This is a genomic window from Pseudoalteromonas sp. NZS11_1, from assembly GCF_015864275.1.
Taxonomy (GTDB): domain Bacteria; phylum Pseudomonadota; class Gammaproteobacteria; order Enterobacterales; family Alteromonadaceae; genus Pseudoalteromonas; species Pseudoalteromonas arctica.
This window is the reverse complement of sequence record NZ_JADYXK010000005.1, coordinates 1-25,937: the sequence shown is the minus strand read 5'-3', so window position 1 is coordinate 25,937 and position 25,937 is coordinate 1. Positions and strand designations below refer to the sequence as shown.

At 37.1% G+C, this 25,937-nt stretch carries 16 protein-coding genes and 1 pseudogene; 12 read left to right on the top strand and 5 right to left on the bottom strand.

Annotated features, from left to right (window positions below; genetic code table 11):
• The first annotated feature begins 142 nt into the window (after positions 1-142).
• On the top strand, positions 143-1,528 hold the full coding sequence (gene trhP / locus I6F44_RS05885; protein WP_197173412.1) for a prephenate-dependent tRNA uridine(34) hydroxylase TrhP: 1,386 nt from the start codon (positions 143-145) through the stop codon (positions 1,526-1,528).
• 231 nt (positions 1,529-1,759) lie between these two features.
• Here the strand turns inward: trhP and I6F44_RS05880 are convergent, their stop codons facing one another.
• Positions 1,760-2,140 (bottom strand): GreA/GreB family elongation factor, encoded by a 381-nt coding sequence (locus tag I6F44_RS05880; protein WP_024604280.1) that lies wholly within the window; start codon positions 2,138-2,140, stop codon positions 1,760-1,762.
• A gap of 627 nt (positions 2,141-2,767) precedes the next feature.
• On the opposite strand from I6F44_RS05880, the gene I6F44_RS05875 reads away from it, so the two are divergent.
• Positions 2,768-3,640, top strand: coding sequence for a DMT family transporter (locus I6F44_RS05875; RefSeq protein ID WP_197173411.1), 873 nt, complete (start codon positions 2,768-2,770; stop codon positions 3,638-3,640).
• 44 nt (positions 3,641-3,684) lie between these two features.
• On the opposite strand, the gene I6F44_RS05870 is transcribed toward I6F44_RS05875, so the two are convergent.
• A complete protein-coding gene (locus I6F44_RS05870; RefSeq protein ID WP_197173410.1) occupies positions 3,685-4,578 on the bottom strand; it encodes a LysR family transcriptional regulator in 894 nt (297 codons plus the stop codon).
• A gap of 699 nt (positions 4,579-5,277) precedes the next feature.
• Between I6F44_RS05870 and I6F44_RS05865 the strand changes: the two genes are divergently transcribed.
• The 3 genes and pseudogenes from I6F44_RS05865 to I6F44_RS05855 all read left to right on the top strand — a co-directional run bounded on the left by I6F44_RS05865 (position 5,278) and on the right by I6F44_RS05855 (position 11,237).
• On the top strand, positions 5,278-6,675 hold the full coding sequence (locus I6F44_RS05865) for a hypothetical protein (RefSeq protein ID WP_069439104.1): 1,398 nt from the start codon (positions 5,278-5,280) through the stop codon (positions 6,673-6,675).
• Between the two features lie 16 nt (positions 6,676-6,691).
• Positions 6,692-9,982 (top strand): annotated as a pseudogene (locus tag I6F44_RS05860) (type I restriction endonuclease subunit R).
• Between the two features lie 118 nt (positions 9,983-10,100).
• A complete protein-coding gene (locus tag I6F44_RS05855; protein ID WP_197173409.1) occupies positions 10,101-11,237 on the top strand; it encodes a DUF4268 domain-containing protein in 1,137 nt (378 codons plus the stop codon).
• Positions 11,238-11,321: 84 nt separating this feature from the next.
• Here I6F44_RS05855 and I6F44_RS05850 read toward each other — a convergent pair whose 3' ends face one another.
• A complete protein-coding gene (locus I6F44_RS05850; protein WP_197173408.1) occupies positions 11,322-12,011 on the bottom strand; it encodes a hypothetical protein in 690 nt (229 codons plus the stop codon).
• Between the two features lie 221 nt (positions 12,012-12,232).
• Here I6F44_RS05850 and I6F44_RS05845 point away from each other — a divergent pair, with 221 nt between their 5' ends.
• From I6F44_RS05845 to I6F44_RS05830, 4 genes are all read left to right on the top strand, one after another.
• On the top strand, positions 12,233-14,251 hold the full coding sequence (locus tag I6F44_RS05845) for an AAA family ATPase (RefSeq protein WP_197173407.1): 2,019 nt from the start codon (positions 12,233-12,235) through the stop codon (positions 14,249-14,251).
• A gap of 136 nt (positions 14,252-14,387) precedes the next feature.
• Positions 14,388-15,134, top strand: coding sequence for an LEM-3-like GIY-YIG domain-containing protein (locus I6F44_RS05840; RefSeq protein ID WP_197173406.1), 747 nt, complete (start codon positions 14,388-14,390; stop codon positions 15,132-15,134).
• A gap of 12 nt (positions 15,135-15,146) precedes the next feature.
• A complete protein-coding gene (locus tag I6F44_RS05835) occupies positions 15,147-16,121 on the top strand; it encodes a helix-turn-helix transcriptional regulator (protein WP_197173405.1) in 975 nt (324 codons plus the stop codon).
• 74 nt (positions 16,122-16,195) lie between these two features.
• A complete protein-coding gene (locus I6F44_RS05830) occupies positions 16,196-17,284 on the top strand; it encodes a cell division protein FtsZ (protein WP_197173404.1) in 1,089 nt (362 codons plus the stop codon).
• A 42-nt stretch (positions 17,285-17,326) separates the two neighbouring features.
• On the opposite strand, the gene I6F44_RS05825 is transcribed toward I6F44_RS05830, so the two are convergent.
• Positions 17,327-18,889: a hypothetical protein gene (locus I6F44_RS05825; RefSeq protein ID WP_197173403.1), complete on the bottom strand. Its 1,563-nt coding sequence runs from the start codon at positions 18,887-18,889 to the stop codon at positions 17,327-17,329.
• Between the two features lie 123 nt (positions 18,890-19,012).
• Positions 19,013-20,686, bottom strand: coding sequence for a tyrosine-type recombinase/integrase (locus I6F44_RS05820; RefSeq protein ID WP_197173402.1), 1,674 nt, complete (start codon positions 20,684-20,686; stop codon positions 19,013-19,015).
• Positions 20,687-20,944: 258 nt separating this feature from the next.
• Between I6F44_RS05820 and I6F44_RS05815 the strand changes: the two genes are divergently transcribed.
• The 3 genes from I6F44_RS05815 to I6F44_RS05805 all read left to right on the top strand — a co-directional run bounded on the left by I6F44_RS05815 (position 20,945) and on the right by I6F44_RS05805 (position 25,440).
• Entirely contained in the window at positions 20,945-21,193 is a 249-nt protein-coding gene (locus tag I6F44_RS05815; protein ID WP_169060408.1) for a YfhL family 4Fe-4S dicluster ferredoxin, read from the top strand.
• 214 nt (positions 21,194-21,407) lie between these two features.
• Entirely contained in the window at positions 21,408-22,106 is a 699-nt protein-coding gene (locus I6F44_RS05810; protein WP_121954482.1) for a metallophosphoesterase, read from the top strand.
• 412 nt (positions 22,107-22,518) lie between these two features.
• A complete protein-coding gene (locus tag I6F44_RS05805) occupies positions 22,519-25,440 on the top strand; it encodes a TonB-dependent receptor (protein WP_197173401.1) in 2,922 nt (973 codons plus the stop codon).
• Positions 25,441-25,937 lie beyond the last annotated feature (497 nt).

Genomic DNA, 25,937 nt, shown 5'->3' with positions numbered 1-25,937 from the left:
TATTAACCATATTTATACTGCTGCGCTTCTGTTTATGTATTTTTCAATAACACCAATTTCACTGGATTAATGCTTGATTTTTCAATCAAATTGGTAAAACTCATGCAACTGCCTTAAATCCAGTTCGATGTATGGAGCGCACATGTTACCCGTTATTTCTTCAATGCCTTTTATTCCTGAGTTATTATGCCCCGCAGGCAGTTTAAAAAACATGCGCTATGCGTTTGCTTATGGCGCAGATGCGGTTTATGCGGGGCAGCCTCGTTATAGTTTGCGTGTGCGTAATAATGAGTTTGACCTAGAGACCCTGCAAATAGGCATTAGTGAAGCGCATGCGCAAAATAAAAAGTTTTATGTGGTGTCTAATATTGCGCCGCATAACGCTAAAGTTAAATCGTATTTACGTGATATAGAGCCAGTTATTGCGATGCAGCCCGATGCGCTGATTATGTCAGACCCTGGTCTAATTATGCTTGTTCGTGAAAAGTGGCCTGCCATGCCAATTCACTTATCGGTACAAGCAAATGCGGTAAATTACGCGAGTGTACAATTTTGGGCAAAACAGGGGATTGAACGCGTTATTTTATCACGGGAGTTGTCGCTCGAAGAAATAACTGAAATACGCACACTCTGCCCAGACACCCAACTTGAAGTGTTTGTACATGGTGCGCTTTGTATGGCGTATTCAGGGCGTTGTTTGCTTTCGGGCTACATTAACAAGCGCGACCCAAACCAAGGCACGTGTACTAACGCATGTCGTTGGGATTACGATATAAAACCTGGTGTTGAGAATGAAACCGGCGAAATGGTGCATAAAATTGACCCAAAAAAAGTTATTCCTACACTAGGTGAAGGCGCGCCAAGTAACGATGTATTTATGCTAGAGGAACAAGGTCGCCCTGGTGAGTATATGCCTGCATTCGAGGATGAGCACGGCACCTATATTATGAACTCAAAAGATTTACGCGCTGTGCAATACGTAGAGCAGTTAACAAAAATGGGTGTACATAGTTTAAAAATAGAAGGGCGTACTAAGTCATTTTATTATGTAGCGCGCACAGCACAAGTTTATCGCAAAGCAATAGACGACGCAGCTGCGGGTAAACCATTTGATACTAACTTATTTAAAACTCTCGAAAATCTAGCGCATCGTGGTTATACCGAAGGCTTTTTAAAACGCCACGCTCACCAAGATTATCAAAACTATGAGTACGGTCATTCTGTATCAACTAAACAGCAATTTGTGGGTGAAGTACTTGGGCGCTGCGAAAATGGATTAGTTGAAATAGACGTTAAAAATAAATTTTGTACAGGTCACTCCTTAGAGCTTATGACACCACTAGGTAACATTACTTTTAAGCTTGAATATATGGAAAACAAAAAGGGGGAAACTATTAGCGATGCTAAAGGCTCTGGTCACATTGTAAAAATACCGCTAAATGAAGGCATTAACTTAGCGCACGCTATTTTAATGCGTAATCTTGATGAGCATCAAGATACTCGTAATCCATTTAAACAAGCTGTTTAGCTACAGCTGAATATAGTTTTTTCAAAAAACTCGGGGTTATAAAAACCCCGAGTTTGCGACTTTATTTAAAATAATATTAATTATTTTTCAAGTTGCTTTAGCTTATCTCTTCGCTCTTTACGTTTTTGTTTTAATGTTTTGCTTGCATGTTTTTTAGGTTTTTCTTTACTCATTACAAATAACTCCAATTAAATATATAAAATTAATAAATAAAAATTGAAATAATTTACTCTATATTTCCTCCTTAATATTAATGGCTATTATTTCCCAAAGGTGGGATTCCCCAGCTTCTTTATATTCAATAATATGATTTATTTTATGCCCTAAAAGAGCGACCCCAAGAGGAGAGTGAAATGATACGTCACTAATAAAGTGCCTTCGTTGGCTTGGAGGCACTAAAGTTATGCGGCGCTTAAAACCGGTGGTTATATTTTTAATGACCACCGTGCTATTAATTTGTACATGTGGATTGAATTTTGACCAAGGCCGCTGTGAATACTCGACTTCTTGTAGTAAATACGCAAGCTTCAGCGGTTGTAATAGTACCGCTGCGTCTGTGAAGTCATTTTTAGACAGGAAAGATTTTTTACGCTCGAACAGAAAAGAAAGCATGGACTTATCCCCACAAAAACTAAATCGAATTTAAATATATTAAGGTACAGTGTAACTGCCGAGTGTAAGGGTTACACTCGGCTTAAATTCCGAAGGTGGTATTTGTTTTTAGCAGGTATGTGATTAAAGTAAACATATTATCCTCTTTGTTTAAATCAATCATATTGAGTTTAAAAATAAAGTCAATTGAGTTTTAGGTTAAAAATATATTGGCGATAAAATGACAGTTTAAAACTGTTTTTTTATGTTTTTATAAATTCGTTTTTTTTCACTAAATTGTTGTTATTTCTGTGTGTTAGTTGCTCACTATGTGATTGAAGCTAAGCGACTAAATAGTTAAGTGCTATTTATGGGATCTATAGTGCCACTTATGCCTATTTATAATATTTATAGATTAAATATACTGGTGTTGTTGTTTATTAAAGTGTAATTGTGTGACTAGTATTTTATTATGTGAAGCTTAAGCTGCTTATTTTATAGAGTAGAAGCTAGGTATCGGGTAACGCTTTTGTAGTGGCTACGTGTTTTACAGCTGAACCTTTATGTAATAGTCATTGCATTCAACAATGTTAAATAACCACTTTTTATTCAGGTTTATCGAAGTAAATTATAAAGGGTATCATTTATATGTGGATAATTTTTGCATTACTCGCCACTGTTTTTTTTGGTGCGCGAGGAATAATGTACCAATGGACGTCACAAAAAAAGATTAATCGTAATCTATTATTATTCGGTGTTTTTTTTGTGGGATTTATAATTAGTGTGCTAGGTACTGTGGTGTTTGAGCACACATGGTACGGCTGGGCTGATATTACGGTTGGGCTCGCTTTAGGTTTTGGATCTTTTGCGGCTAATGGGTTTTTGCACAAAGGGTTTTCGGTTGGGAAAGCGTCTTTAATTAGCATCCTGTCGGGGTTAACGCCTTTATTTGTACTTTTATTTGCCTTTTTATTATGGCAAGAAACCTTAACTGTTATTCAATTAATCGGCTTTTTTATTATTTTTGGCGGCCTTTATATTATTCGCTACTCCAGCGATATCTCATTAAGTAATTTACAAGGCGCGCAATGGGGATTACTGGCGGCACTGTCTTTTGCATTTAATGATTTAATGGGTAAGCAATCTACACTTCTTGAGGCGGATACGTTTGCAACTTTAACGTCTATGTTTGGTTTTGGTAGCTTTCTTTTTGCCGTTAGTTGGTTAGTAAAGCGTAAAAAAATGCTAACAGAGCAAGGCTCTTCTCAAGCGTATTGGTCTGCCGGTAAAACATTTTCGTGCGGGTTACTTATTGGTTTAACAAATGTAGCTGGCATGGTTGCAATAATATCGGCTTTTGCTATTGGTAATACAGGGCTAGTTTCAGCGATTTCAGGTATGAATATTTTAATTATTTTGTTGTATTCACGCATCGTTCTAAAAGAGTCTTTTACACGCCAAGAAGTTATAGGATTAACAACGGCATTTTTAGGTGTAATTGTACTAAGGCTTAGTTTTTAAAAGATGAATTAGCTTAATTACTTTGCTGTGAAAAGCCTACACTGCTACACATTAGTAAAGTGTTGCAGTGTATACTCTATAAGTAATCGCACTCGATAAGGGATTTGTTTTCTGTCGCGATAAAGCATAGAAAATGGCTGCCCTTTGCTTTGCCAATCAGGAAGAATGTGTTTAAGCTTTCCGGTTTTAATAAGTGGTAATGCTATATAATCAGGGATGTAGCTAATACCCACACCAGACTCAACTGCTTGTTTCATCATTTGAATTTCATCAACTTCTAATCGAACATGTGTGTTTGGATTAAAACTGTACTCTTCACTCGTTTGCTGATTTTTTAATTGCCACGGTACCAACCCAACGCACGTAACTTTTGGTTGCTCTTCTAATTGCTTAGGATGAGTGATGGATTGATAATCATGATTTAAGTGAGCACACAATACATTATGAGTAAGCTTTAGTTCTCTAATAACCCAATTATCAATAGCAGGGTTTCTTACTCTAAACGCTATATCAATCCCTTCTTTTTCAATATCAATAAGGTTATTTGAAAAGCGTAAATCTAGTTGAATATCGGGATACTGCAGTAAAAAATTACAAAAAATAGCACTTAAAAAATGTTTACCTATGTAAATGGGTGCGCAGATCCTAATTTTCCCTTTAGGTTGGTCTTTCTCATCACAAAGTGCTTGCTCTATACACTCTACTTCATCGAACAGTTTACGATAGCGATCGTAATATAACTCGCCAGTATGCGTAAGTGTAACTCGATGGGCATCTCGATTTAGTAACGTTAATTGAAGTGCTTGCTCTAATAAACGTATTCTACGGCTCAAAGTTGATAGTGACATATCAAGGCTTATTGATGCTTTTTTAAAGCTACCTAATTTTACTATGGTGCAAAAGTAACGTAAATCATCGAGAGAATAACTAGCTGCCATCAGAACTACTTTATTGTTTAGGATATAGGCAATATTAACAGCGACGCTTTAAAATTTCATTAGAGAAGCCAGAAGTTTTTATTGATAAAGATCAACAAAGAAAAAGTCAATAAAATGCATAATTTAACGCTGTTAATCATATAATTTAAAATAAAGCAGTAAATGCTCTATTTTTTCATTTTTTGTTTTATAGGACTTTAATTAGAAAGGCTAAAAAGTGGCTCTACTCATAAATAGTAAGTGCATTAACTGCGATAGTTATAAGGTTTCCAATTAAAGTCTTTAAAAACAGTATGTTGCTTTGTCGTGCTATGGCTTGTGCTACGATTTTACGTAACTCGTCAGCACTTAGTTAGTATCTTAAAAATGGCCTTAAAAGGCAAATTGTATTAACTAAAAATTAAGACGCATATCTATTTGAGTAAACCCATTGTAGTTTGAGAATTTTACTAAAGATTTTAAATTCGAACTCTATCCTCAAACAATAATTACTGAAAAAGCTGAGATCTAGAGGCTAATTTTTATATTACCTTATATTTAGCGTTTTCATTTTCAATTGCGAATTAATTTGAGTACTGCGCGAAAAAATAACTTACAGATAAAAGTAGCTCTGAGTTTATATACCAAGATTCTAAAACTGTGGCCAAAATTAGTTCACCACTACACCCCTCAAAAGCATAAAAAGGCGGTGTAATTGTTATGGAAAATAATTATATAGAATTTAACGAAGTTGATTATATTGTTCCTGCTGAAACATATCGTATTGAATACTCTTACTTGAGTAAGCAAGGGTTTCCGTTTACAAAAGATTTTTTACTTCGTGCTTTGCATATATCTCCATTGTCTAAATTTGAGTTAGCATCGTTTTTTGGATTCAATCCACGTGAGCTTGATGTAGCTTTAGAGGAGCCCATTAATAAAAATGAAGTGACTTACTTAGAGGATGGTAGATTATCTCTGACTGTATTAAGTAAGGGGTATTTTTCTTCTTTAGACGATAAACCTATGGTTGAAAAGCCTCAATCTCGTCCATCGATGATTTCTTTTGAACTACTAGGATTTAATAAAGTAAATAAGCAACATGGGGGATGGAACACCGGGCTTAGGTTAGCGGCTAATAATGAGATTAAAAGCATGAGCGAACAGCATGCAAAAAGCATGTTTAGTAAACATTTTCACCGTTTAGTTGAGTCGGGTGACTTAGGCAAAATTAGGACTGAGGGCAACTCGTTACCAAGCCTTTACTCCGTAGATAAAGTAACAAGAAAAAGAAGTGTTGCCCATAGAATAAAACGAAAGTTTGAAATAGATTTTGATAATAAAGTTAAGCCATTTTATGTTAATAAGATATATGAGAATGATGAGGCAATTAGTCAAGCTATAGCTCAGGATACGGATAACCTTAGGTTGGGTGACAACCTGCAGAGCATTAAACGTGCTTGGGATGCGTTTAAGGATATGTCAGTAGAGCGTTTTGTTAAAAGTGGTGAAATTGATTTTCGTTCAATAATTGCGGAGATGGCTGATACTTCAGGGAGTAAGCCATATGAATTATTAATAGGTTCATTTTATAGTAGTCAGCCGTGGAGAAAGATTGAGGAGCACCTAAAGAGACTTAAGCCTTCAAAAAAGCAAGGTGGACTAAAAAAATTAAAATGGATTGGGGCGAATACGCGTTATTGGGGAATGAGTGAAAGCTTTACTAAAGCCAAAGACAGTTTGATGTCGCATCAAAAGAATAAGAACGAAAATTGTTATGATTTTATGATGTACCTACCATGTGATGACAGGCCTAATGCTGTAGTCAATGGAAGTAAAGCGTGGAAGCATAAGCTTGGTCAATTACCGACTAGCTCAGGTGTTTTAAACGGTTTATTTGATGGCAATGTTGAAGTTATGTTACTGGATAATGAGTTTGCAGCGGTTTGCTATCACCTTTTAATCCCAGACTTAAGCCCAGTACATATTCCTTTAGGTTTTTTTACTAGAAATAAGCAATTAATTAAGCAGGTATCTAGTGTTGTAGATGATTACTTAGAAGGCTCAGCAGCATATGATAAGCCTAATTTATTAGGGTTGTTAAACTCAGGTAGCTAGCTCAAAGGATTGAATTATGAAATTTACTGAAGCCAAATTAGAACAAGCGGTGGTTGAGCTATTAGGCGAGCAAGGTTAACCGCATTTACTAGGTGGTGAGCTTACCCGTAATAATAGCGACGTATTAATTAAAGAAGATCTCCGTGTTTTTTTAACCAAGCGCTACGCTGAAAATAAAATTACCACCGGCGAAGTCGATTCAATTATTGCAAAGCTTGAAAAGCTGCCAGTCAGTGACTTATACGAGAGTAATAAAACCTTTTGTAAGTGGCTAAGTGATGGCTTTTTGCTTACACGCGAGCGTGGCAGAGTAGCAGGCAACTCAGCGCAAAAAGATTTGTATGTTCAGCTGCTAGATTACGACAACGTTGAGCAAGGTATTAAAAGTAGCCTAATAGCAGGGAATGCTATGGCTGGTTTAGATAAAGTAACTGAAGCGAGCGTTACTTACCTGCAAGACGACAACATTTACCGGTTTGTTACTCAGTTAGAAATAGAAAGCCCCACAAGTTACGACAACATTGAGCTGCGTATTCCCGATGGCATTTTATATGTAAATGGCTTGCCATTGGTGGTGTTTGAATTTAAAAGCGCAATACGCGAACAAGCCCCAATATTTGAAGCGTATGAGCAATTAACTATTCGTTACAGGCGAGCTATTCCGCAGTTATTTGTGTTTAATACCTTGTGCGTTATAAGCGATGGCGTAAACAATAAAGTGGGTAACTTATTTGCGCCATATCAGTTTTTTTACTCGTGGGGTAAGGTAACGGGGCAAGAGCTAACCGCGCAAGAGGGTATTAACTCGTTACATACCTTATTGCAGGGCTTGTTTGACAAAGCGCGTTTGCGCGATGTTATGCGCAACTTTGTATTCTTCCCCGATTCAGGCAAAAAAGAGATAAAAATTGTACCCCGTTACCCGCAATATTATGCGGCTAATAAGTTGTTCGAAAATATCAAACGGCATTTAAAGCCACAAGGCGATGGTAAAGGCGGTACGTACTTTGGCGCAACGGGGTGCGGTAAAAGTTACACCATGCAATTTTTAACACGCTTATTGATGAAAAGCGTTGAACTTAAAAGCCCTACCATTATTTTAATTACCGACCGAACCGATTTAGACGATCAGCTTTCGCAGCAATTTGGTAATGCTAAAACCTACATTGGCGATGATACGGTAAAAACAGTTACCAGCCGTACTCACTTACGTGAGTTACTAGAAGGCCGTAACAGTGGCGGTGTGTTTTTAACGACTATTCATAAGTTTACCGAAGACACTCAGTTGTTAACTGATCGCACTAATGTTATTTGTATTTCTGATGAGGCGCATCGTAGCCAAGTTAATCTTGATCAAAAAATTACTATTACCGAGAAGGGTGTAAAAAAGACCTTTGGTTTTGCAAAATACCTGCATGACTCATTGCCCAATGCCACTTACGTTGGTTTTACCGGCACCCCAGTAGACGCGACTTTAGATGTGTTTGGTGAAGTGGTTGACTCGTACACCATGACTGAGTCGGTCAAAGATGAAATAACCGTACGCATTGTGTACGAAGGCCGCGCTGCCAAAGTGTGTTTAAACAACAGCAAGCTGGCAGAAATTGAAGCCTATTACAAAGAATGCGCCGATGCAGGCAGTAACGAGCTGCAAATAGAAGACAGTAAAAAAGCCACCGCTAACATGAATAGTATTCTAGGCGATCCTGACCGCATTAAAGTGTTAGCAAGGGACTTTGTTGAACATTATGAGAAACGCGTTGAAGAGTGCTCTACGGTCGCAGGAAAGACGATGTTTGTGTGTAGCTCGCGTGGTATTGCTTATCAGCTGTATCAAGAATTAGAAGAGCTACGCCCACATTGGTTTGATGTAGTAGATACCGACGACGCCCAAAAACTATCAGATACCGAGCGAAAGCGCGCCATTAGCGAAGGCCGTATTGCTGCCCCCTCTGAAAAAGTAAAAATGGTAATGACTCGTGGTAAAGACGACGTAGAGCGCCTATATAATTTACTTGGCAGTAAAGACGAGCGTAAAGAGCTTGATAAGCAATTTAAAAACAAAAACTCAAACTTTAAAATAGCCATAGTGGTAGATATGTGGCTAACCGGTTTTGACGTGCCATTTTTAGATACCATGTACATAGATAAGCCACTGCAAAAGCACAGCTTAATACAAACTATTTCGCGCGTTAATCGCCAGTTTGAAGGTAAAGATAAAGGCCTAGTGGTTGACTACATTGGCATTAAATCTGAAATGAATAAAGCGTTAGCGCAGTATTCAAAAACAGACGAAACCAACTTTGAAGACATTACCGCCTCAGTTATTGAAGTAAAAAACCACTTAGCGTTGCTCGCCGAGTTATTTCATAAATTTGACAGCAGCCCTTACTTTACAGGCGAAGCCGTTGCTCAATTAAACTGCTTAAACCACGCCGCTGAGTTTGCGCTTATTACCGAAAAACGCCAAAAGCGCTTTATGGATTTAGTTAAGCGTTTAAAAGCTGCTTACGATGTATGTTGCGGTAGTGAAAAAATTAACGAAAACGAGCGTAATCACATTCACTTTTATCTCGCCATTCGCTCTATTATTTACAAGCTAACCAAAGGCGAAGCGCCTGATACCGCGCAAATGAACGCTAAAGTACGTGAAATGATAAGCGAAGCCCTGCAAAGTGACGGCGTAGAAGAGGTATTTAAACTCGGTAATGAAGACGGCGGCGAAATCGACATTTTTAATGAAGACTACATCGCCAAAATAGAAAAAATAAAACTCCCCAATACCAAAATTAAAATACTGCAACAAATGCTAGCTAAGGCCATAGGCGAGCTTAAAAAAGTAAACCAAACCCAAGGTATCGACTTTACTAAACGCTTTGAATCGCTAGTACAGCGCTACAACGAACGAAAAGAAGATGACGTACTGGTAAGTAGCGTACTCGATGACTTTTCAGAAAGCATGGTTGATATGATTTACAGCGTACGCGACGAAATGAACGCCGGCGATGAGCTAGGCATTGATATTGAAGAAAAAGGCTTTTACGACGCTTTAAAAGCCCTCGCCGTTAAATACGACTTTGACTATCCCGAAGAAAAGCTAATTGAGCTGGCCCAAGCGGTAAAAGTAATTGTAGACGACAAAGTTAAATTTGTTGATTGGAACCACCGCGACGATATTAAATCATCGCTTAAAGTAGAGCTGATTTTAATACTCGCTAAATTTAAATACCCACCAATCAGCCGCGATGAAGTATACAAAGAAATATTTGAGCAAGCGCAAAATGTGAAAGCGAATAAAGAAGCTTAATCTAAGCTATTAAAGCTTAACTTTTTCAGTATTCCACATTAAAATCAGGCTTAATTTTAAACTTGTTTTATGTGTAAGAACTTCGGGAAAGTAGTCATTAGAATGAAAAAGGAAGAAAATGTTTAAAATAGATAAAGTTTCAAATCGTATTTCTCCAATCGAGAGTAAAAGTTTTGCGGAATTAGGATTTAGAGAACGGGATCATTTGCAGGAATGGTTAGCAAATCAACCAGATGCATTTGGTGAAGACCTATTGATTATTCAGAAAGAGTTTGCAGGTTTTGAAGATACCCGAGAACGTTTAGATTTATTAGCACTAGATAAAGATGGTAACTTAGTAATTATTGAGAATAAGCTGGACGATAGTGGTCGAGATGTCACTTGGCAAGCTTTGAAATATGCATCTTATTGTTCTAGTTTAAATAAAAAGCAAATCTTAAAAATATACCAAGATTACTTAGATCGCCATTTAATAGGTGAGTTTGTAGCATCGGAGAGTCTTTGTGAATTTCTTGAAGTACTCGATTTAGACGAGGTTGTTTTAAACTCAGGTAATACTCAACGTCTTATTCTTGTTGCGGCTAACTATAGAAAAGAAGTAACTAGTACTGCTCTGTGGTTATTAAGTCATGGAATTCAAGTACAATGCTTTAAGGTTACACCTTACGCAATGAATTTAGACAATGTTAGCAGTAAAGACCTTTTCCTTAATGTTGAGCAAATTGTTCCTCCTTTAGAAGTGGAAGAGCTCATGATTAGTATGAGTGAAAAAAATAATGAAGAAAAGTCAACTCGTAAAGAAATAAAAAATCGTCATATTGTGCGCAGTCAGTTTTGGGCTCAAGCCTTACCAGAAATAAAGAAGAGTAATTTCAATTTTTTCGATAATCAAAGTATTACTAATAATGCCAGAATTCGTGGTAAAGCGTATCATGCAGGTGTTTATTACGGTGTAACTTTTTTACAAAAACAAATTCGTATAGAAATAATATTGAAACACTCAAACGAAGAAGTAAATAAGAAATTATTCGATGCCTTAATTACGCAGAAAGATACAATCGAGGATGTTTATGGAAGCTTGCTAGAATGGCATCGTAAAGACGGTCAGAAGGCTAGCAGAATACAAGATAATTACGATTTTGATGGGCTAGATAAAGATAAGTGGTCTGAAGTTATACAGCTGATTATTGTAAAATTGGAGCTATTTGAAAGAGCCGTTGCACCTTGCTTTGATAAGTTAAAAATATCAGTGTAAATACGCTAATCACTGCTCAAAAAGTTCAAGCTGCTATTAGGTCAAGGTGAGTCAACAAGACCGTTTTAAAACGGTCTCCAAACTTTAATCTTTTACAAGCCATATACCGGCTAGATTCTTAGAGTCCATAAGTTCATTTATTTGTATTATTTTTAAATAAGCTCGTTGGTTTTTATTATGTTTTTGACTAATACCGAGCCTAGAGTTTTCGAATGTAACCGGTGTGACACTGATATAGTGAAAACTATCTAACCTTATGAGTATTTTATTAAGTTTTTCGTTGCTCACCCTTGTGTTAAGTGCCTTTTCAAGTTTTTTAAAAAGTGGCGTTTGATTAATCCCAGAAAAAAAACTTTCACTTTTATAATTTTCCATCCAAATATAACCTTCATCATCACCATAATTATCAATATTTACTTTCTTACTGGTGCAAATGTAAACAAACTTATCATCTTCTAGATCATCTTCAGAAATATTAAAAAGTGCAATTGCAACCTTCATTTCTAGAGGTTGTAAATATGGATTGCTGATAACATTTTTTATAAAACAGCTTTCCTGAGTTGCAAGTTTATGAAAAGCGAATATCCCAGAACTAGAATCATCCTCATCTATTTCATGATTATTACCAGTGTATAGCTGTAATAATGGCCTATGCACATATACGCCATCACTAGAGTGCCGAGAGATGTACTTTTCAGATTCGATATCTTGATGCTTATTTTTTAGGATTATTGGGTTGTTGTACGACCCTAAATTTAAATCGTTATTTTTCATAAAGGTTCAAATAAACTTTAATTGTTTTTTTACCATTGTAACCAATTGAAAAATAAAGGTTAAAATAAAAAGTAAAAAATGAATTACTGAAAATGTTTTTTTTGTAATTGGACTTTTAATTTCAGTAACTTATGATGCTTTTCAAACTTTCACTTTAGGTACGCTGACAGTTTTTAGTTAGTAATATGCTCTTTAAACCCACTAACTACTAGGTACATAGCATGAACACAACCCCTCAATTAAAACGTATTGTTGCACACTTTGCCACTGAGTTATTAGAAGAGTTCGACGTAGAAGAGCTATGGCAAGATAAGCTATTTAAAAAAGCGTTATGTAGCATTTCTGGGTTTAGCTATACAAATTTACAGGGCTTAGATGTTGATGATTTGATAGCCCGATTAGATCATTTAGCAATAACCACAATGCCTAAAACGTTACAAAAAAATGTGCATATATTTTGTAAAGCGTTTGGACTGCCTAAAACGGTCACTCCTTTAGTTATTTTTTCTTGCTGTATGACGCTCAGTAAACCATTACGCGAACTTGTTGAATACTTACGTGACGATTATGCGAGCGTTATTTTAGAAAAAATAGCTTATGCGGTTGGTATTGATGAAGCACAACTCAACAAGCAAATTGGATTAATTATTGAATCTGGTATGTATTCAATGGATATGGAGATATTTGCAGGGGAAGATGAGTTTTTAATACTACCAAACGCAATTGCTAAAAGCCTTCTCGAGGGTAAGTTAAATAGTGAAAGTGATATTTTATCTAACTTGGTTACTCCTTGTGAAGCTTCTGAGCTTAGCGCTGCTGATTTATCTCACTTAGATTTAAATACGTTACTAAAAGCTACGCAAAATGCTACTAAGACGGGTGGGCAAGCATTGAGTATTTTATTTTATGGTGTGCCAGGTTCGGGCAAAACTTCATTGGCGAAATATATAGCGCAAGCCTGTGGCTCACAGTTGCTAAAGGTACAAGCTAAAGGTAGTAACTTAATAAACCCAACTAACGAGCTCGATAGCCGAAGCGCAAGTTCTGAGCTGCGTTTAGAGCACTTTAATGTGGTGAGTAAGTTGGTTGGGAAGCGTAAAAAAACAATGCTGTTACTGGATGAGTGTGAAAATATTTTTGAGCGTGATTTATTCTCTAAAAGCTTCTCAAAAGAGCTACTTCATACTTATATTGAAAACCACCCAGTGGTGAGTATTTGGATTACTAATCATCTAGAAGATTTACCACAGAGCGTTATTAGGCGATTTAATATTGTTTACGAAATTCCTGAGCTCAACAAATCAACTAAAGAAAAAATGATTGGCAAATATGTTAAAGGTTTGAGTGTTGGTAACAGTTTTATAAGTAAGTTAGCTACCCAACAAAACTTACTGCCAGCTCATATTGCTAAAGCTGTACATGTAGCAAGGTTATGTGGATTTAAAGCACAAACTGCGCGCGAATGCATAGAAGAGAATATTCAAGATACTTTAACTGCATGCGGCTTTTCGGCTCACGAATTAACTTATCAAGCAGCGCAAAAGTTTAATCCTAAAATGGTGAATATAGAGTCTGAGTATGCATCACTCGAACAGGTAGAAGAGGCTGTAATTGAATATTCGAGTTCACGAACTCTGTTAACGGGCCCGCCAGGCACAGGTAAAACAGCTTTTGTAAATTACTTATGCGAAAAAGCTGATTTTAAACTTATTTCAGTCAAAGCATCTGACTTATTAAGCAAGTGGGTTGGCGAAAGTGAGCAAAATATTGCTCAACTATTTAAACGAGCTACGCAGGAGGGGAGTGTAATATTTATTGATGAGGCGGATAGCTTGCTATGTAGCCGCGAACAAGCGAAGGCAAATTGGGAAGTGCAAACAGTTAATGAATTACTATGCTATATGGAGCAATTTCAACTTCCACTTTTTGCTGCTACTAATTTTGCTAAAAACTTAGATAAAGCGGTAATGAGGCGATTTGATTTTAATTTAAATTTAACCTATTTGACTCCGCTACAGGCTAAGCAATTATTTAAAGATACATTAGGCCCAGGAGTGTTAAAAAAGCACCTAATGCATGAGTTATACAAGCTTACAAAGCTCACACCTGGTGATTTCGCTATTGTTAAAAGGCAAATGAAATTTTCAAAAAAGCGCATGACTCAAGAGCGAATGTTATCGATTTTACAAGAACAAAACGACCTAAAAGAAGGCGGAAAGCAGAAGATAGGGTTTGTTTGAGGTATAACACTATAAAGTACTTACTTATTAAAGTTTTGTAGTTGTATTACATATGCTAGGTTACATATGTTACTTAAAGATAATGCTCGGCTATTACCTACCAAGTATATGATTATCATAAAGAATGGATTTAAAAATGAAATTTTCAAAATTAGTAAAAGAGCAACTCGGTTGTTATGTATATGGGTTAATTGACCCAAGTAATGATAAGATTTTTTATGTAGGGAAGGCATCTTACAATAACAGAGCTTTTGATCACCTAAAAGAAATAGGTAAAGAGTCTAATAAAGCAAGGAAAATAGCAGAAATTAGAGCTGTTAATGAAGAGCCTAGAGTTGAAATATTAAGATATGGATTAGATGAACAAACAGCTTTTGAAGTTGAGGCAGCTATCATTGATGCACTGGGTTTAGAGAATCTGACAAATGTGGTCAGAGGGCATGGGGTAGTTAAAGGGCGCTTAACAATTGAAGAGCTTGAAAGGTTACATTCGGTGAAGCCAGTTCTAGTTGATGATATAAAAGAAAAGTGTATTTTATTTTATATAAATCAAACATATTCACCTACATTATCCGAGCCTGAAATTTATGACATGACCCGACAGTTTTGGCATGGTGTATCAGCGGAAACTAGAGAAAAAAATGAGTACAACATAGCATTAGCAGTAGTTGATGGGGTTGTAATCCAAGTTTATAAAATTGAGGCTTGGTTTGAAGCTGGCTCTACTCTTTCTACTAGAGCGAGTAAAGGGAAGCCAAATAGATGGGAGTTTGTAGGCCAAGCTAAGGATGAGCATCATCTTCGCGGACGGTTATTAGTTGGCAGTGATGGTTATCCAATACCGTCAATGCAGCAAGGCTATAGTTATTTACCAAAAAAGTAGTTAAATAGTTTAATGGTTTCAAACCGTCACTTTTCAATTTTAGAGCTTGTGCCAATAGCACCAAGCTCTATTTCAACTCAACAATTACAACACAGATTAACTGAGCAGGGCTTTGAAGTTTCAACCCGCATGCTCCAACGTGACCTGCAATCACTTTACGAGCAAGGCTGCTTCGGTCTCGAAAAAGATACACGCAGTAAACCGTATGGTTGGTCTATCAATGCGCAGTGGCGAGGTGGTAATGCAAAAGTAATGAGCAGCGAAGTAGCTGAGCATTATTTGTTGTTGGAGCAGTTACTACCGCAATCGGTTCCCAGTGATGTTAAACGCTCAGTTCATATTAAAGCAGAGCAGGCTCTTAAACGTTTTAATGGCCATTTGCCCGATTGGCTATCAAGCCTGCCAAAACCTTCTTTAAAAGTGAATATTGATAGCAAATTAGTTGCGCAAATTGAGCATGCGATTAAGCATAAGCGTGTCGTGAGCGCTGAGCTTTATAGGGTACTTTACGATGAAGCACATTGGTTGAAGTTTGCTGAGTTGAGTTTTTACAACTTAGTTGAACAAGGCGGCGTTTTAATGGCGCAGTTTATGGTTGGGTCGCTTCACGATAAATGCTATCAGATGCCGGTTTATCGCATTCGTAATGTACATGTACTACAAAAAAATCTTAGAGAACCGAGTACTGAACAACTAAAAACGTTGCGCAGTGCTATTAATAAAGGCATGAACCAAGAGTGTATTGAGCTTATCGTAAAAGCTCCCAAACACTCTGCGGTTAATCAAGGATTTATTGAGCTTGGCGAGATGACCGATAAGCAAAGTATTGATGAAAAAAACGTATTACTTACCTACCAAACTATTGATACCGAGCAATTAACCGATGAGTTGCTTAAATACGCTCATTGGCTTGAAGTGATTAAGCCGGAAGAACTGAGGCAAAGAGTTATTTCTAAGCTTAAAGTGGCCACTACAAACTACCTTTGATTAATTTCAAACTTAGGTGCGTCAAAAGTTGACGCACCTATTTGTTATGCTCCTTTAAAAGTTAAGGAGTAGTTATGTTTCAATTAATTCAACAAAATGATGGTTTATCAATCGGTGTATTTGGTATTGGTGGGTGCGGTTGTAACACGCTCAACAGTATTTTTGAACAACGTGAATCTGAACAAGCGCACTTGTACAGTGTTAATACCGATAAAGTGGTACTTGAACATACACAGAGTGATGAAGCAGTACTAATAGGTGCTGAGCTCACTCATGGGTATGGTGCCGGAGCCGACCCTAAAGTTGGACTACAAGCGGCAGAAGAGAGTAAAGAGCAGCTTTTAACGCTTATTAATGGCTGCGATATAATTCTGTGTGCAACAGGGTTGGGTGGCGGTACTGGGACTGGCGCTAGCCCGTATATTGCACAACTTGCTAGTGAGCAAGGTAAGCCCATTATATTTGTTGCTACATTACCATTTAGTAGTGAAGGGCAGTTTAGAAATAATATAGCGCAAGCAGGTTTAAATGAGCTTAAAGAGCATGCTAATGCTGTTATTACTCTCCCAAACGATCAACTTATTGAAGTGCTAGGTAATGATATTGGTTTATTTGACGCCTTTAAGCATAGCAACCAAATACTTCATTCACTGATAAAATCATTAATAGACATGCTTTGTTTTCAAGGTTTGATCAACGTTGATTTGAATGATTTTGCCAAAATTATGGACTGCCAGGGCGATGCGGTACTGGGTGTTGGTAAATGCGATGAAGAAAGTGAGCTCACTACTGCACTTGATGCGGCGCTAAACAACCCGCTAGTTAATCAAGTGGATATGTCATCAAGTACGGGGGTGATAATACAAGTAAACTGCAAAGATGAAATTTCATTGGGTAGTTATAATCTCATTACCGACACGGTACGCCAACAAGTAAGTCCAAATGCTTTGGTTATTTGTGGTGTCTCGAAAATAGAAAGCCTAACGATTAACTATGAGCTGCTAGTAATTGCTACGGGCGCGAGTTCAAAAATGATACTTGATGACACTAAAAGTGAGTCAAGTTCTAAAGTAGTCGCTACTAAGCCAAAACCATCTGATATTTTTGATATCCCCGCTTTTATACGTAACCAATCTGCACCACCTAGTAAAAGCTCTTTATAGGTTTTGTAAGTAAATACAAAACTGTATAGCTATATGTAAATGCTACTCTAGTATTTGTAAAGGGCGGCTCTTTTTAAGCTTTTGGGCTTGCTGGTTTATATTACTCCAGATAGTGGAATAAGCACTCACTGTACTTTTGACTTTGGCGATAAATGTATTTGAATTATCAAATTTAAAAAATGACTTTTTTGTCGTTTTGTTTTTTAACTTAGCCTGTATTTTTACTTCTTTAAGTATTTCCTTCTCAAATAGGGAAAAGTTTTTATAAAGTGCCTTAATATCAGTGTCATATATTTTATTCGAGTGGTCATAATGTTTACTCATCGGATCGTGGTCTGAAACAGAGTGATGAAGCATTTTTTTAGACTCAATTTCAGCAATTGTTGATGACCCAATTTTTTTAGTTAGCACTTCTTTCATATGCGATTTTAAGAAGCTGCGAAGTAAAGTTGGAAATGCTCCGGCTGAGCCTTTTATATTTATGTTATCTCGCGAGGCCACCACCATGTCTTTTGGCGCATGATACTTAAGTGCTCGGTTTAAACTCTCTTTACTAATGGGTTTTGAGTCGTCTTTAACCTTGCAAAATAAGTAGGTGCGGTTTATGTCTGGGTTTAATTTTAACTCTTGTTGTATTGTTTTTTTCATCTCGGGTGTGAGTTGTATTTTAAACTCTTTTTGGTTTTTCATAGCACCGCGAGTGGTATGAGTTGTTTCAGGAAACGTTAAAAATTTAGGATTATCTAAATCATCTATATACGATAGACGAAGGTTGCAAATATTTATGGGTCTTAGCCCAGTAAACATCATCAGTAGTACCGCATTTATTAATGTATTATTTTTAGCTGTTTTTAGGTTTATGTATAGCTGAGAAATTAGAGATATATCAGTATATGCCTTACAAGGAATAGGCTTCGCCGTTCGAGAAGATATATAATTTTTATCTACTTCTAGGAATGGATTGGTGCCATTATTATATTTATTTTTTGCGAACACCCACAGCTTTTTCATTTGCTCGAATAACTTAGCCACATGCGGGCCACTTTTCTCTGTTAGTAGTTGGTCAAGCGTGGTTTCTATTATCTCAGGCGTAATAGTCTGAAATAACGTATTTTTACCAAAGGCATTTTGAATTGCATTAAGGTAAGAGGTGTATGTTGTTACTGTGGTTTCAGCTAACTTGCTAGGGCTATGCTTATTAATTGACTGTAAGTTTTCTATTTGTTTGCTCACTACAAATTCAAATGTGTGACTAGAGGTGTTCTTTTTGTATATTTCAGCTGCTTTTAATTTCGCTGATGAAAAACTCATATTATTAGAATCACCAAGCTTTGTGTTTTTTATGCCATGTTCTTTTTTAAAATGAGTAAAAAATTTAATAATGCCATCATGCTGGAATACAATTCTTATTTGATCTTTGAGCTGGTACTTTGAAAGCCTTCTACCTTTGTCCTGCGCTAATATAATAGTCGCAAGGCTGGCTAGCTCTTCCATTGACTCGTCATTATACGGTGGCCTAAATGCATTAAATTCAGCCATGCAAAGGTCACGACTTTTAATCGTGACCTCACATGGTTTTATTGAATTTAATACTGATGTTGCCATTAATATAAAAACCTTAAAAAAGTTAAAATCATCAAATAATTGATGAGGTATCGCTCTAATAAGGCAATGATATGAAATTAATTTTTTTTACAAAAACTTTGGTAAGTCGAAATTAAACTTTTTTTAATTATTTTTTGCTTTGGCTTCTTGGTCACTTAAATATCTCTCAACGACAGCTCTTCCTTCTTCGGTTAAGATCAAATCTTTTGCTACTCTGCCCGTATCACCAAGTGGCTGATTAATGAAGTTTACATAACTGCCTTTGTGAACTAAATAAGCTTTAATTCTATCTCTCAAGGCTTTTTTATCGTTATTTTCTTTTAGGTTTTTAGCTTGTTTACTTTGCATACCTGTAAGTCTGAGTTGTTGGCTTTCGAGTTCTTTCGCTCTTTTTAAAATACTGGCTTCATGAATTTTGAATACATTAAATTTGAGCTTTGTTGAAGTGCCAAATAGCTCTTCAGATTTATCATAATTCAAGCCGTTTGGATCGTCCTCTTTTCTGAGGTGATGAAGCGCGAGTCTGGTGAGTTCCTCTGCGTGTTTAAAATGATAGCCGTTGGCAACCATAATCGCTTTTGCGTTGGATTTAAAAAAGCTTCGGCACATTGTGCAAAATGCACCCGCAGATCCTTTCATTACAATGTTTCTTTTATCTCCTTTTACTGCATCAACAGGGGAGTAATCTTTGATGATTTTGTCCAGCGACCTTTTAGCAAATGGTTTGTTAAGATCGCGAGGCTGAAGAAATATGTGATCAGGGTTACAGTTAGGGAGTGCATTTTCCATCCAGGCTCTTTGTTCTGAAATAATGGCTCGCATGGCTTTGGTTAAGGGCAGCTTATATTCTTTTTGGTTTTTCATTTCTCCACGAACCCCAACAACAGATGCCGGAAAGGTAATTAAGGTTGGGAAATCGATACTATTGAGCCACTCCCACTTCATTTGTGGAATGTTGATAGGGCGTATGCCTGTTAATATCATAAATCGCGCAGCATTTTTTTGATGTACATTTGGGGCTGATGCGAGGTTTATCCATAATTCAGCTATCGAATCTAAGTCAGTATAAACTTGGCAAGGTCTAGGGCTTTCTACGCGGTCAGATACGTAGAAGTCATCGATATCAGCTGCTGGGTTTTTACCTGAGTTAAATTTGTTTTTGGCAAATCGCCATACTCTTCTAATTTGTGCAAAAAGCTCGATTGCTTGGTTATTGGACTCTGCCTTGATAATTAAATCTACAATCTTTTCTAACTCTCCAGCTGTAAGGGATTGGAACGCACGCTTAAGCGGAAAATGATGCCTAAGCTTTTTTATTCTACATTGATATGTTCTGAGCGATGAAGCTGCAAACTTGGTTGGTGCGTTGTTATGGCGCTTTATTAGGCTTTGTTCATAAGCATCAAACACTGTTTTAATATTATGATTATTTAAAATGCCATATTTCATTTGTTCAGTGAGCTTACGCGCTTTTGCTATTGTTAATTCAGGTGCTTCACCTAACTTGGTATTAGCTATGCCAGATGATTTAGGGAAAGCTGAGTAAAAAGATACTGTTCCAGATAGGGTAAATATAAGACGAAGATTGTGTTGTGCCTCATATTTCGATAATCGCTTTGTATCTTGCTTCTTAACCTCTTGTTTTAATTTTTCTTTTTCCTCAAAAAAGATGATTTGAGAGGCCAAAATAACACAGCGATTTATGTGCTGCATAGAAAATGGCGATTTAAGTTGCTTCCATTCTAGTTTCGCTTTCGTGTATTGAGCTTTGGTAAGTGTTGATAAAGAGTTTTTCACTTTGTTGTAACCTATATAAATAAAGGCCTTGCGGCGATTTTTATTGATTGAGATCAACAAAGCAACAGAGAATGATAGGCATAATTCGCGGCTGTAATTTACACCCAAAAATAAAAATTTGTGTTACTAATTTGTGTTACGATTTAATGAAAAATAGCGATTTTTTATTAAACTAGAACTGCACAAAAGTTAGCCTTTATACACCTTTTTTTACTTATCTTTTTGTTTTATATGAACTTTAATTTTAAAGGTTAGAAAGTGGCTCTACTCATAAATAACAAATGCATTAACTGCGATATGTGTGACCCAGAGTGCCCTAATGAGGCTATTTATATGGGCGCGAAGATATACCAAATAGATGCGAATAAATGTACTGAGTGTGTAGGGCATTATGATAAACCTACTTGTGTAAGTGTATGCCCTATTGACTGTATAAAGCCCGATCCTAATAAGCGTGAAAGTTTAGATGAGCTGGCTGATAAGTTTGTGCTGCTAACGAACTTATAACTTGTTCAGGTATTTTGCTAAGCCGCTTTTTACTATTGGCTAAAAACTATCTACATTACTTATTTAGCTTGTAGTTAAAGTCCGCTGTCATACATTTTTAGTTTCAATCAAATCTTATTACCTTCATTAATTATCAATTATATTGTGTTACCTTAAGGCTTTATAAACTCAAGTATTAATCTAAGTTTTAGATTGCATTCTATAGGAGTCTATTTTGCATATAGGTATTAACGCTATTCAGGCTGTATCTTCAAAGCAAGCCATATTTATTAATGATGAGTGCCGAGTATTTGTAATTGGCGATCTTGATGGTGATTTACCTGCCTTAAAAAGCGCACTTAATAACGTAAATTTTAACCCTGAAAGAGATACTTTGTTTTGCCTAGGCGACTTTGTTGATCGCGGGGATAAAACATATGACTTATTTACACACTTACAAGCCATTAGGGCATGTATGATATTAGGTAATCATGAGCATTTAATGTTGGAATCATTATTAAGTAATGATGAAGCGGCTTTTAAATTATGGACTGACAATGGTGGCAATTGGCACAAGTCGGTATCGAGTGAAAAGCTCAATGTTATGTGCGATGAGTTACTAACTAAACCTCTTTCAATAGTACTTGAATATCGCGGTTATAAAATTGGGTTGTCTCATACATTTGCCCAATCGTGGGATTGGGAAAATTACCCTGATGATAAATCGGTGATTGTGCAATCTCTATTGTGGGATCGCGAAGTAGTTAAACAAAATAAGGTAGTTAAAAGTCATGGAGTCGACTTTTCAATACATGGACATAACTCAACTAAAGCACCTTTCTGGGTGGGTAATAGCTATCATATAGATACCAATTATTATGGTGGAAAGCCGACATTACTCGAGCTTTCAGAGGTTATTGCTACGCTTGATTAACCAAGCGCTATTTAGCAATTGTTACTTCTTTCAAATATCATCCGGCAGTTTTGCTTTTTAAAGTATAAACTGCTGACTACCTCATCTAATCATCCCCTTCGTTTTTTGTATACACTTTATGATGATTTTTGCACTGTAATTATTTCATTAAGCTATTAAATACCACAAAGCCGCTCTTAGTTTGTTAATTGAGAGCGGATTTGATGTGTGGGCTGGGTTTTAACTTTCATTTAATAGGTATAAATACAGTTAAAAGAGACGTTTATTTAATTTAATATTTTTGGTTAACAAACGGTTAAGTTTGGCTGTGTAGAATAGGGAACAATTTTTGCCATTACGTGAATAATTTGCGTAAAAGGACTAACTTCTCGCTTTAGTTTTATGAGCAGATTTAAATGGAACAGCCTCTCACATGATAGTAGCAAGCATATACCCTTTTCCTTTTTCAACGTTTTGTAAGTCATCACTTTATATATCAATTTTTTCTACTTTGGGTTCTACGTATGCTTTTGCAGCGCAAGAAAACTCGCAGCACACAAAAGATATAGAAGTAATAGAAGTACGTGGTATCCGTTCAAGCATGGCCGAAAACTTAGATGTAAAACGTATGTCTGGCTCTGTGGTTGATGCAATTACCGCGGAAGACATTGGAAAATTCCCTGATAAAAACGTTGCGGACTCTCTTCAGCGTGTACCTGGTGTGGTAATTGAGCGTGATGGTGGGGAAGGTTCATCAGTCAGTATTCGTGGTTTGTCGTCGGCGCTAACTTTTACACAGCTTAATGGTAATTTTATTGCGTCTTCTCCGGGAGAGCCTTCGCGTTCGTTTGATTATGCTTTGTTACCGTCTTCGATGATTGAAAGTGTAGAAGTTTATAAATCGCCAGAGGCACGCTTAGATGAAGGAGGGGTTGGTGGTACTGTATTAATGCATAGCCGAAAGCCTTTGAGTATGGATGCAAACTCAGGTGTATTTAATGTAGAGAGTACTTACGCTGATGTTACAAAAGAGTACGAACCGCAGTTTACGGGTTTGTATTCATGGAAAAATGACGACGAAAACGTTGGTGTATTAGTTGGCTATACGTATCAGGAGCGAACAAACAGAACACTTTCGGGCGGAACTGATGCAAATATATGGCGCTATACTGGTACTGGGCAACCTACAGATATAAACGGTAACGCAGTTGATAACAATAATGGGTGGGATGCTATTAATGATGCAAACGGTAACAGTTACGATGGCGTTTGGTTTCCACAAGTTGTGCGAGGTTCAGTCCTTAACGAAAAACGTGAGCGCGAAGGAATTCAATTTAGTACGCAGTGGCGACCAACAAATCGTTTAGAGCTTGGATTTAATTACTTTGGCTTTACACTCGGCCAAGACAGAACAGAATCTGTGATTGATATACCAGAGTGGTCTTTAAATTCTGATTTTTTAACGGATGTAAACCTTGATGAGTCGGGCGCTATTGTTACTGGTATGCAATACAATGCGATGGCAAGCGGTATTGAGAGTGATATGCAGTTTCCGTGGATGCGCGGCAGCTATGTACGTGAAGAATCCACCTCCGATACCTTTGATTTTAATTTAACTTATGAAGGCGATAATTTTAAAGCGCGTTTTGTCGTGGGTAATACAAAATCAGAAGGGGGGCCGGAAGAAAGTTGGGAAGCTGCATATAAAAGCTCAAACGCGGGCGAAAACGCCTCAACCATACAAAATGCTGCTCAAACGGCAGGCTGGTCACTCAACCAAAATAATGTATCACTTAATATCGACCCTAATACATTAACTAACTTGCAAAATGGAATTGGAGGCGGTCGTGATGCGGGCTCTTCAAACTCAAGTTTTGTACGCAGTGAGCTTGAGGAAGATTACTACCAGGCTGATGTGGATTTTTATGTTGATTGGGGCTTTTTAAAAACAATTAGAACCGGTGTTAAATACCGTAACTCCACGCTTCATCGTGAAACTGGCAATACCTTCTTTTTAGATCCTAATTTTGATATTGCTGCGGGCGAAGCAAGCGAGCAAGGTATTACGCGTTTTGACAGCTACCAATGGAATGGTGGAATGCCATTAGCTCAAAATGTATTTACTAGTGAGAGTAATATAGTAGGGGGTTTTGATATAAACCAAATGCCAAGTATCGACTGGGACAAATACCGCGATATGGTCACTGCTAACTATGTACCTTATACACGTATTGAAGATAACTTTGTTTACGACATTGAAGAGAAGATATCGGCTTTTTATATACAAGGCGATTTTGAGTTTAGTGAAGTAAGAGGTAATTTGGGCGTGCGTGTTGTGCAAACAAAAACATCTACTTCATCTACCGACTTATATACCTACCAATTAGATCACACAAATGATGAAACAGGCGAGCCAGTTAAGGGTGATGCACGCTCAGTAGAAGACTATCAATTAGTTACTCAGCAAAACAAAGACACTCAAATACTACCAAGCTTTAATATAGCGTGGGATGCAACCGACGATTTAGTTATACGTGGGGCAATAGCAAAAGTAATGTCTCGTCCTGATTACAGCGATTTAGGTGCGCAGCAGCGTATTACGTTTGTATCGGATGAATGGGCAAATGATAGAGCTGCATTTAATGAACAACCAGGCTTTAGCGGCAGTGGCGGTAATAAAAACTTAAAGCCATTTGAATCGGTGCAGGCTGACTTATCTATTGAGTATTATTATGCAAAGGGTTCTGCGGTTGGATTGGCGTTTTTTCATAAAAAAGTAGATAACTTTGTTGTGCCACTGGTAATAGATGCAGAGCAAAGCTTTGCCGGTAAGAATAATATAGTAGATGCAGATACTATTAATATAGCTCCGTATAGCACTGTAGGTAATGGTAGCGATGCAATATCTAAAGGCGCGGAAGTATTTATTCAGCATGCCTTTGATAATGGTTTTGGTTTTTACGCAAACTACACTTATAACAAAACCAACAAAGCAGATGTAACCGTAAATGGTAAAGAGTTTGGTCAGTCGGCATTAATAGGCAGTGCAAAGTATCAGTACAACACCTCTATTTATTACGAGGGTGACGCTTTTAATATACGTGCATCATATAATAAACGAGGAGAGACAGTATTGGGACTCAATAGCGGGTTAAATGTATACCGAGATCCCTACGAGCAAGTTGACGTTAATGCGTCGGTTAACTTATACGAAGGGCTAAGTTTAACCGCTGCCGTCATTAATTTAACTAAGTCGGAATCGGTAACGCGTTTAGGTGATGATACAGATGCACGATTACTTAATTCAAGCTATTCAGGGCGACGCTATTACGCAGGCTTTAATTATAGTTTTTAATTAACGGCATACGTAAGACTTTATTAAACGCCAACTAAAAACTGTAGTTGGCTTAGCCTAACGCACCTAATATTGTAGTTTTATGTATGCACATAGTTTAACTGCTCATATGTTGGTGGTTTAATAGGCAAAAAAAGCTCTGTAGCCCTCTATTTGTATAGCTTTCATACTAAATTCATTTAATTGTCAAAAAGCTGAAATAAAACATTGACCCCCGCTCGAATCTCCCTATAATGCGACCCCACTGAGACAGGAAACGCCAACGCATAGCGAGGCACGAACTACTCAGAGAGTTAAATAAAACTTCGGTTTTAAATCTTCCAAAAGAAAGTTTAAAACTAAGTGTTGACTCGAAAAATAAAGGGTGTATTATTCTCATCCCTTGAGACGCTAAAGCGACTCAAAACGTTCTTTAACAATATAAAGCAATCATCTGTGTGGGCACTCGTACAGATTGAGTTCTAACAGCCAACCTACTTAGGTAGCGAGGCAAACAA

What these genes read in the sequence shown, in the direction of transcription:
- trhP (WP_197173412.1), top strand. Translation starts at nt 143, where the DNA reads ATGTTACCCGTTATTTCTTCAATGCCTTTTATTCCTGAGTTATTATGC.
- I6F44_RS05880 (WP_024604280.1), bottom strand. Translation starts at nt 2,140, where the DNA reads ATGCTTTCTTTTCTGTTCGAGCGTAAAAAATCTTTCCTGTCTAAAAAT.
- I6F44_RS05875 (WP_197173411.1), top strand. Translation starts at nt 2,768, where the DNA reads ATGTGGATAATTTTTGCATTACTCGCCACTGTTTTTTTTGGTGCGCGA.
- I6F44_RS05870 (WP_197173410.1), bottom strand. Translation starts at nt 4,578, where the DNA reads ATGGCAGCTAGTTATTCTCTCGATGATTTACGTTACTTTTGCACCATA.
- I6F44_RS05865 (WP_069439104.1), top strand. Translation starts at nt 5,278, where the DNA reads ATGGAAAATAATTATATAGAATTTAACGAAGTTGATTATATTGTTCCT.
- I6F44_RS05855 (WP_197173409.1), top strand. Translation starts at nt 10,101, where the DNA reads ATGTTTAAAATAGATAAAGTTTCAAATCGTATTTCTCCAATCGAGAGT.
- I6F44_RS05850 (WP_197173408.1), bottom strand. Translation starts at nt 12,011, where the DNA reads ATGAAAAATAACGATTTAAATTTAGGGTCGTACAACAACCCAATAATC.
- I6F44_RS05845 (WP_197173407.1), top strand. Translation starts at nt 12,233, where the DNA reads ATGAACACAACCCCTCAATTAAAACGTATTGTTGCACACTTTGCCACT.
- I6F44_RS05840 (WP_197173406.1), top strand. Translation starts at nt 14,388, where the DNA reads ATGAAATTTTCAAAATTAGTAAAAGAGCAACTCGGTTGTTATGTATAT.
- I6F44_RS05835 (WP_197173405.1), top strand. Translation starts at nt 15,147, where the DNA reads ATGGTTTCAAACCGTCACTTTTCAATTTTAGAGCTTGTGCCAATAGCA.
- I6F44_RS05830 (WP_197173404.1), top strand. Translation starts at nt 16,196, where the DNA reads ATGTTTCAATTAATTCAACAAAATGATGGTTTATCAATCGGTGTATTT.
- I6F44_RS05825 (WP_197173403.1), bottom strand. Translation starts at nt 18,889, where the DNA reads ATGGCAACATCAGTATTAAATTCAATAAAACCATGTGAGGTCACGATT.
- I6F44_RS05805 (WP_197173401.1), top strand. Translation starts at nt 22,519, where the DNA reads ATGATAGTAGCAAGCATATACCCTTTTCCTTTTTCAACGTTTTGTAAG.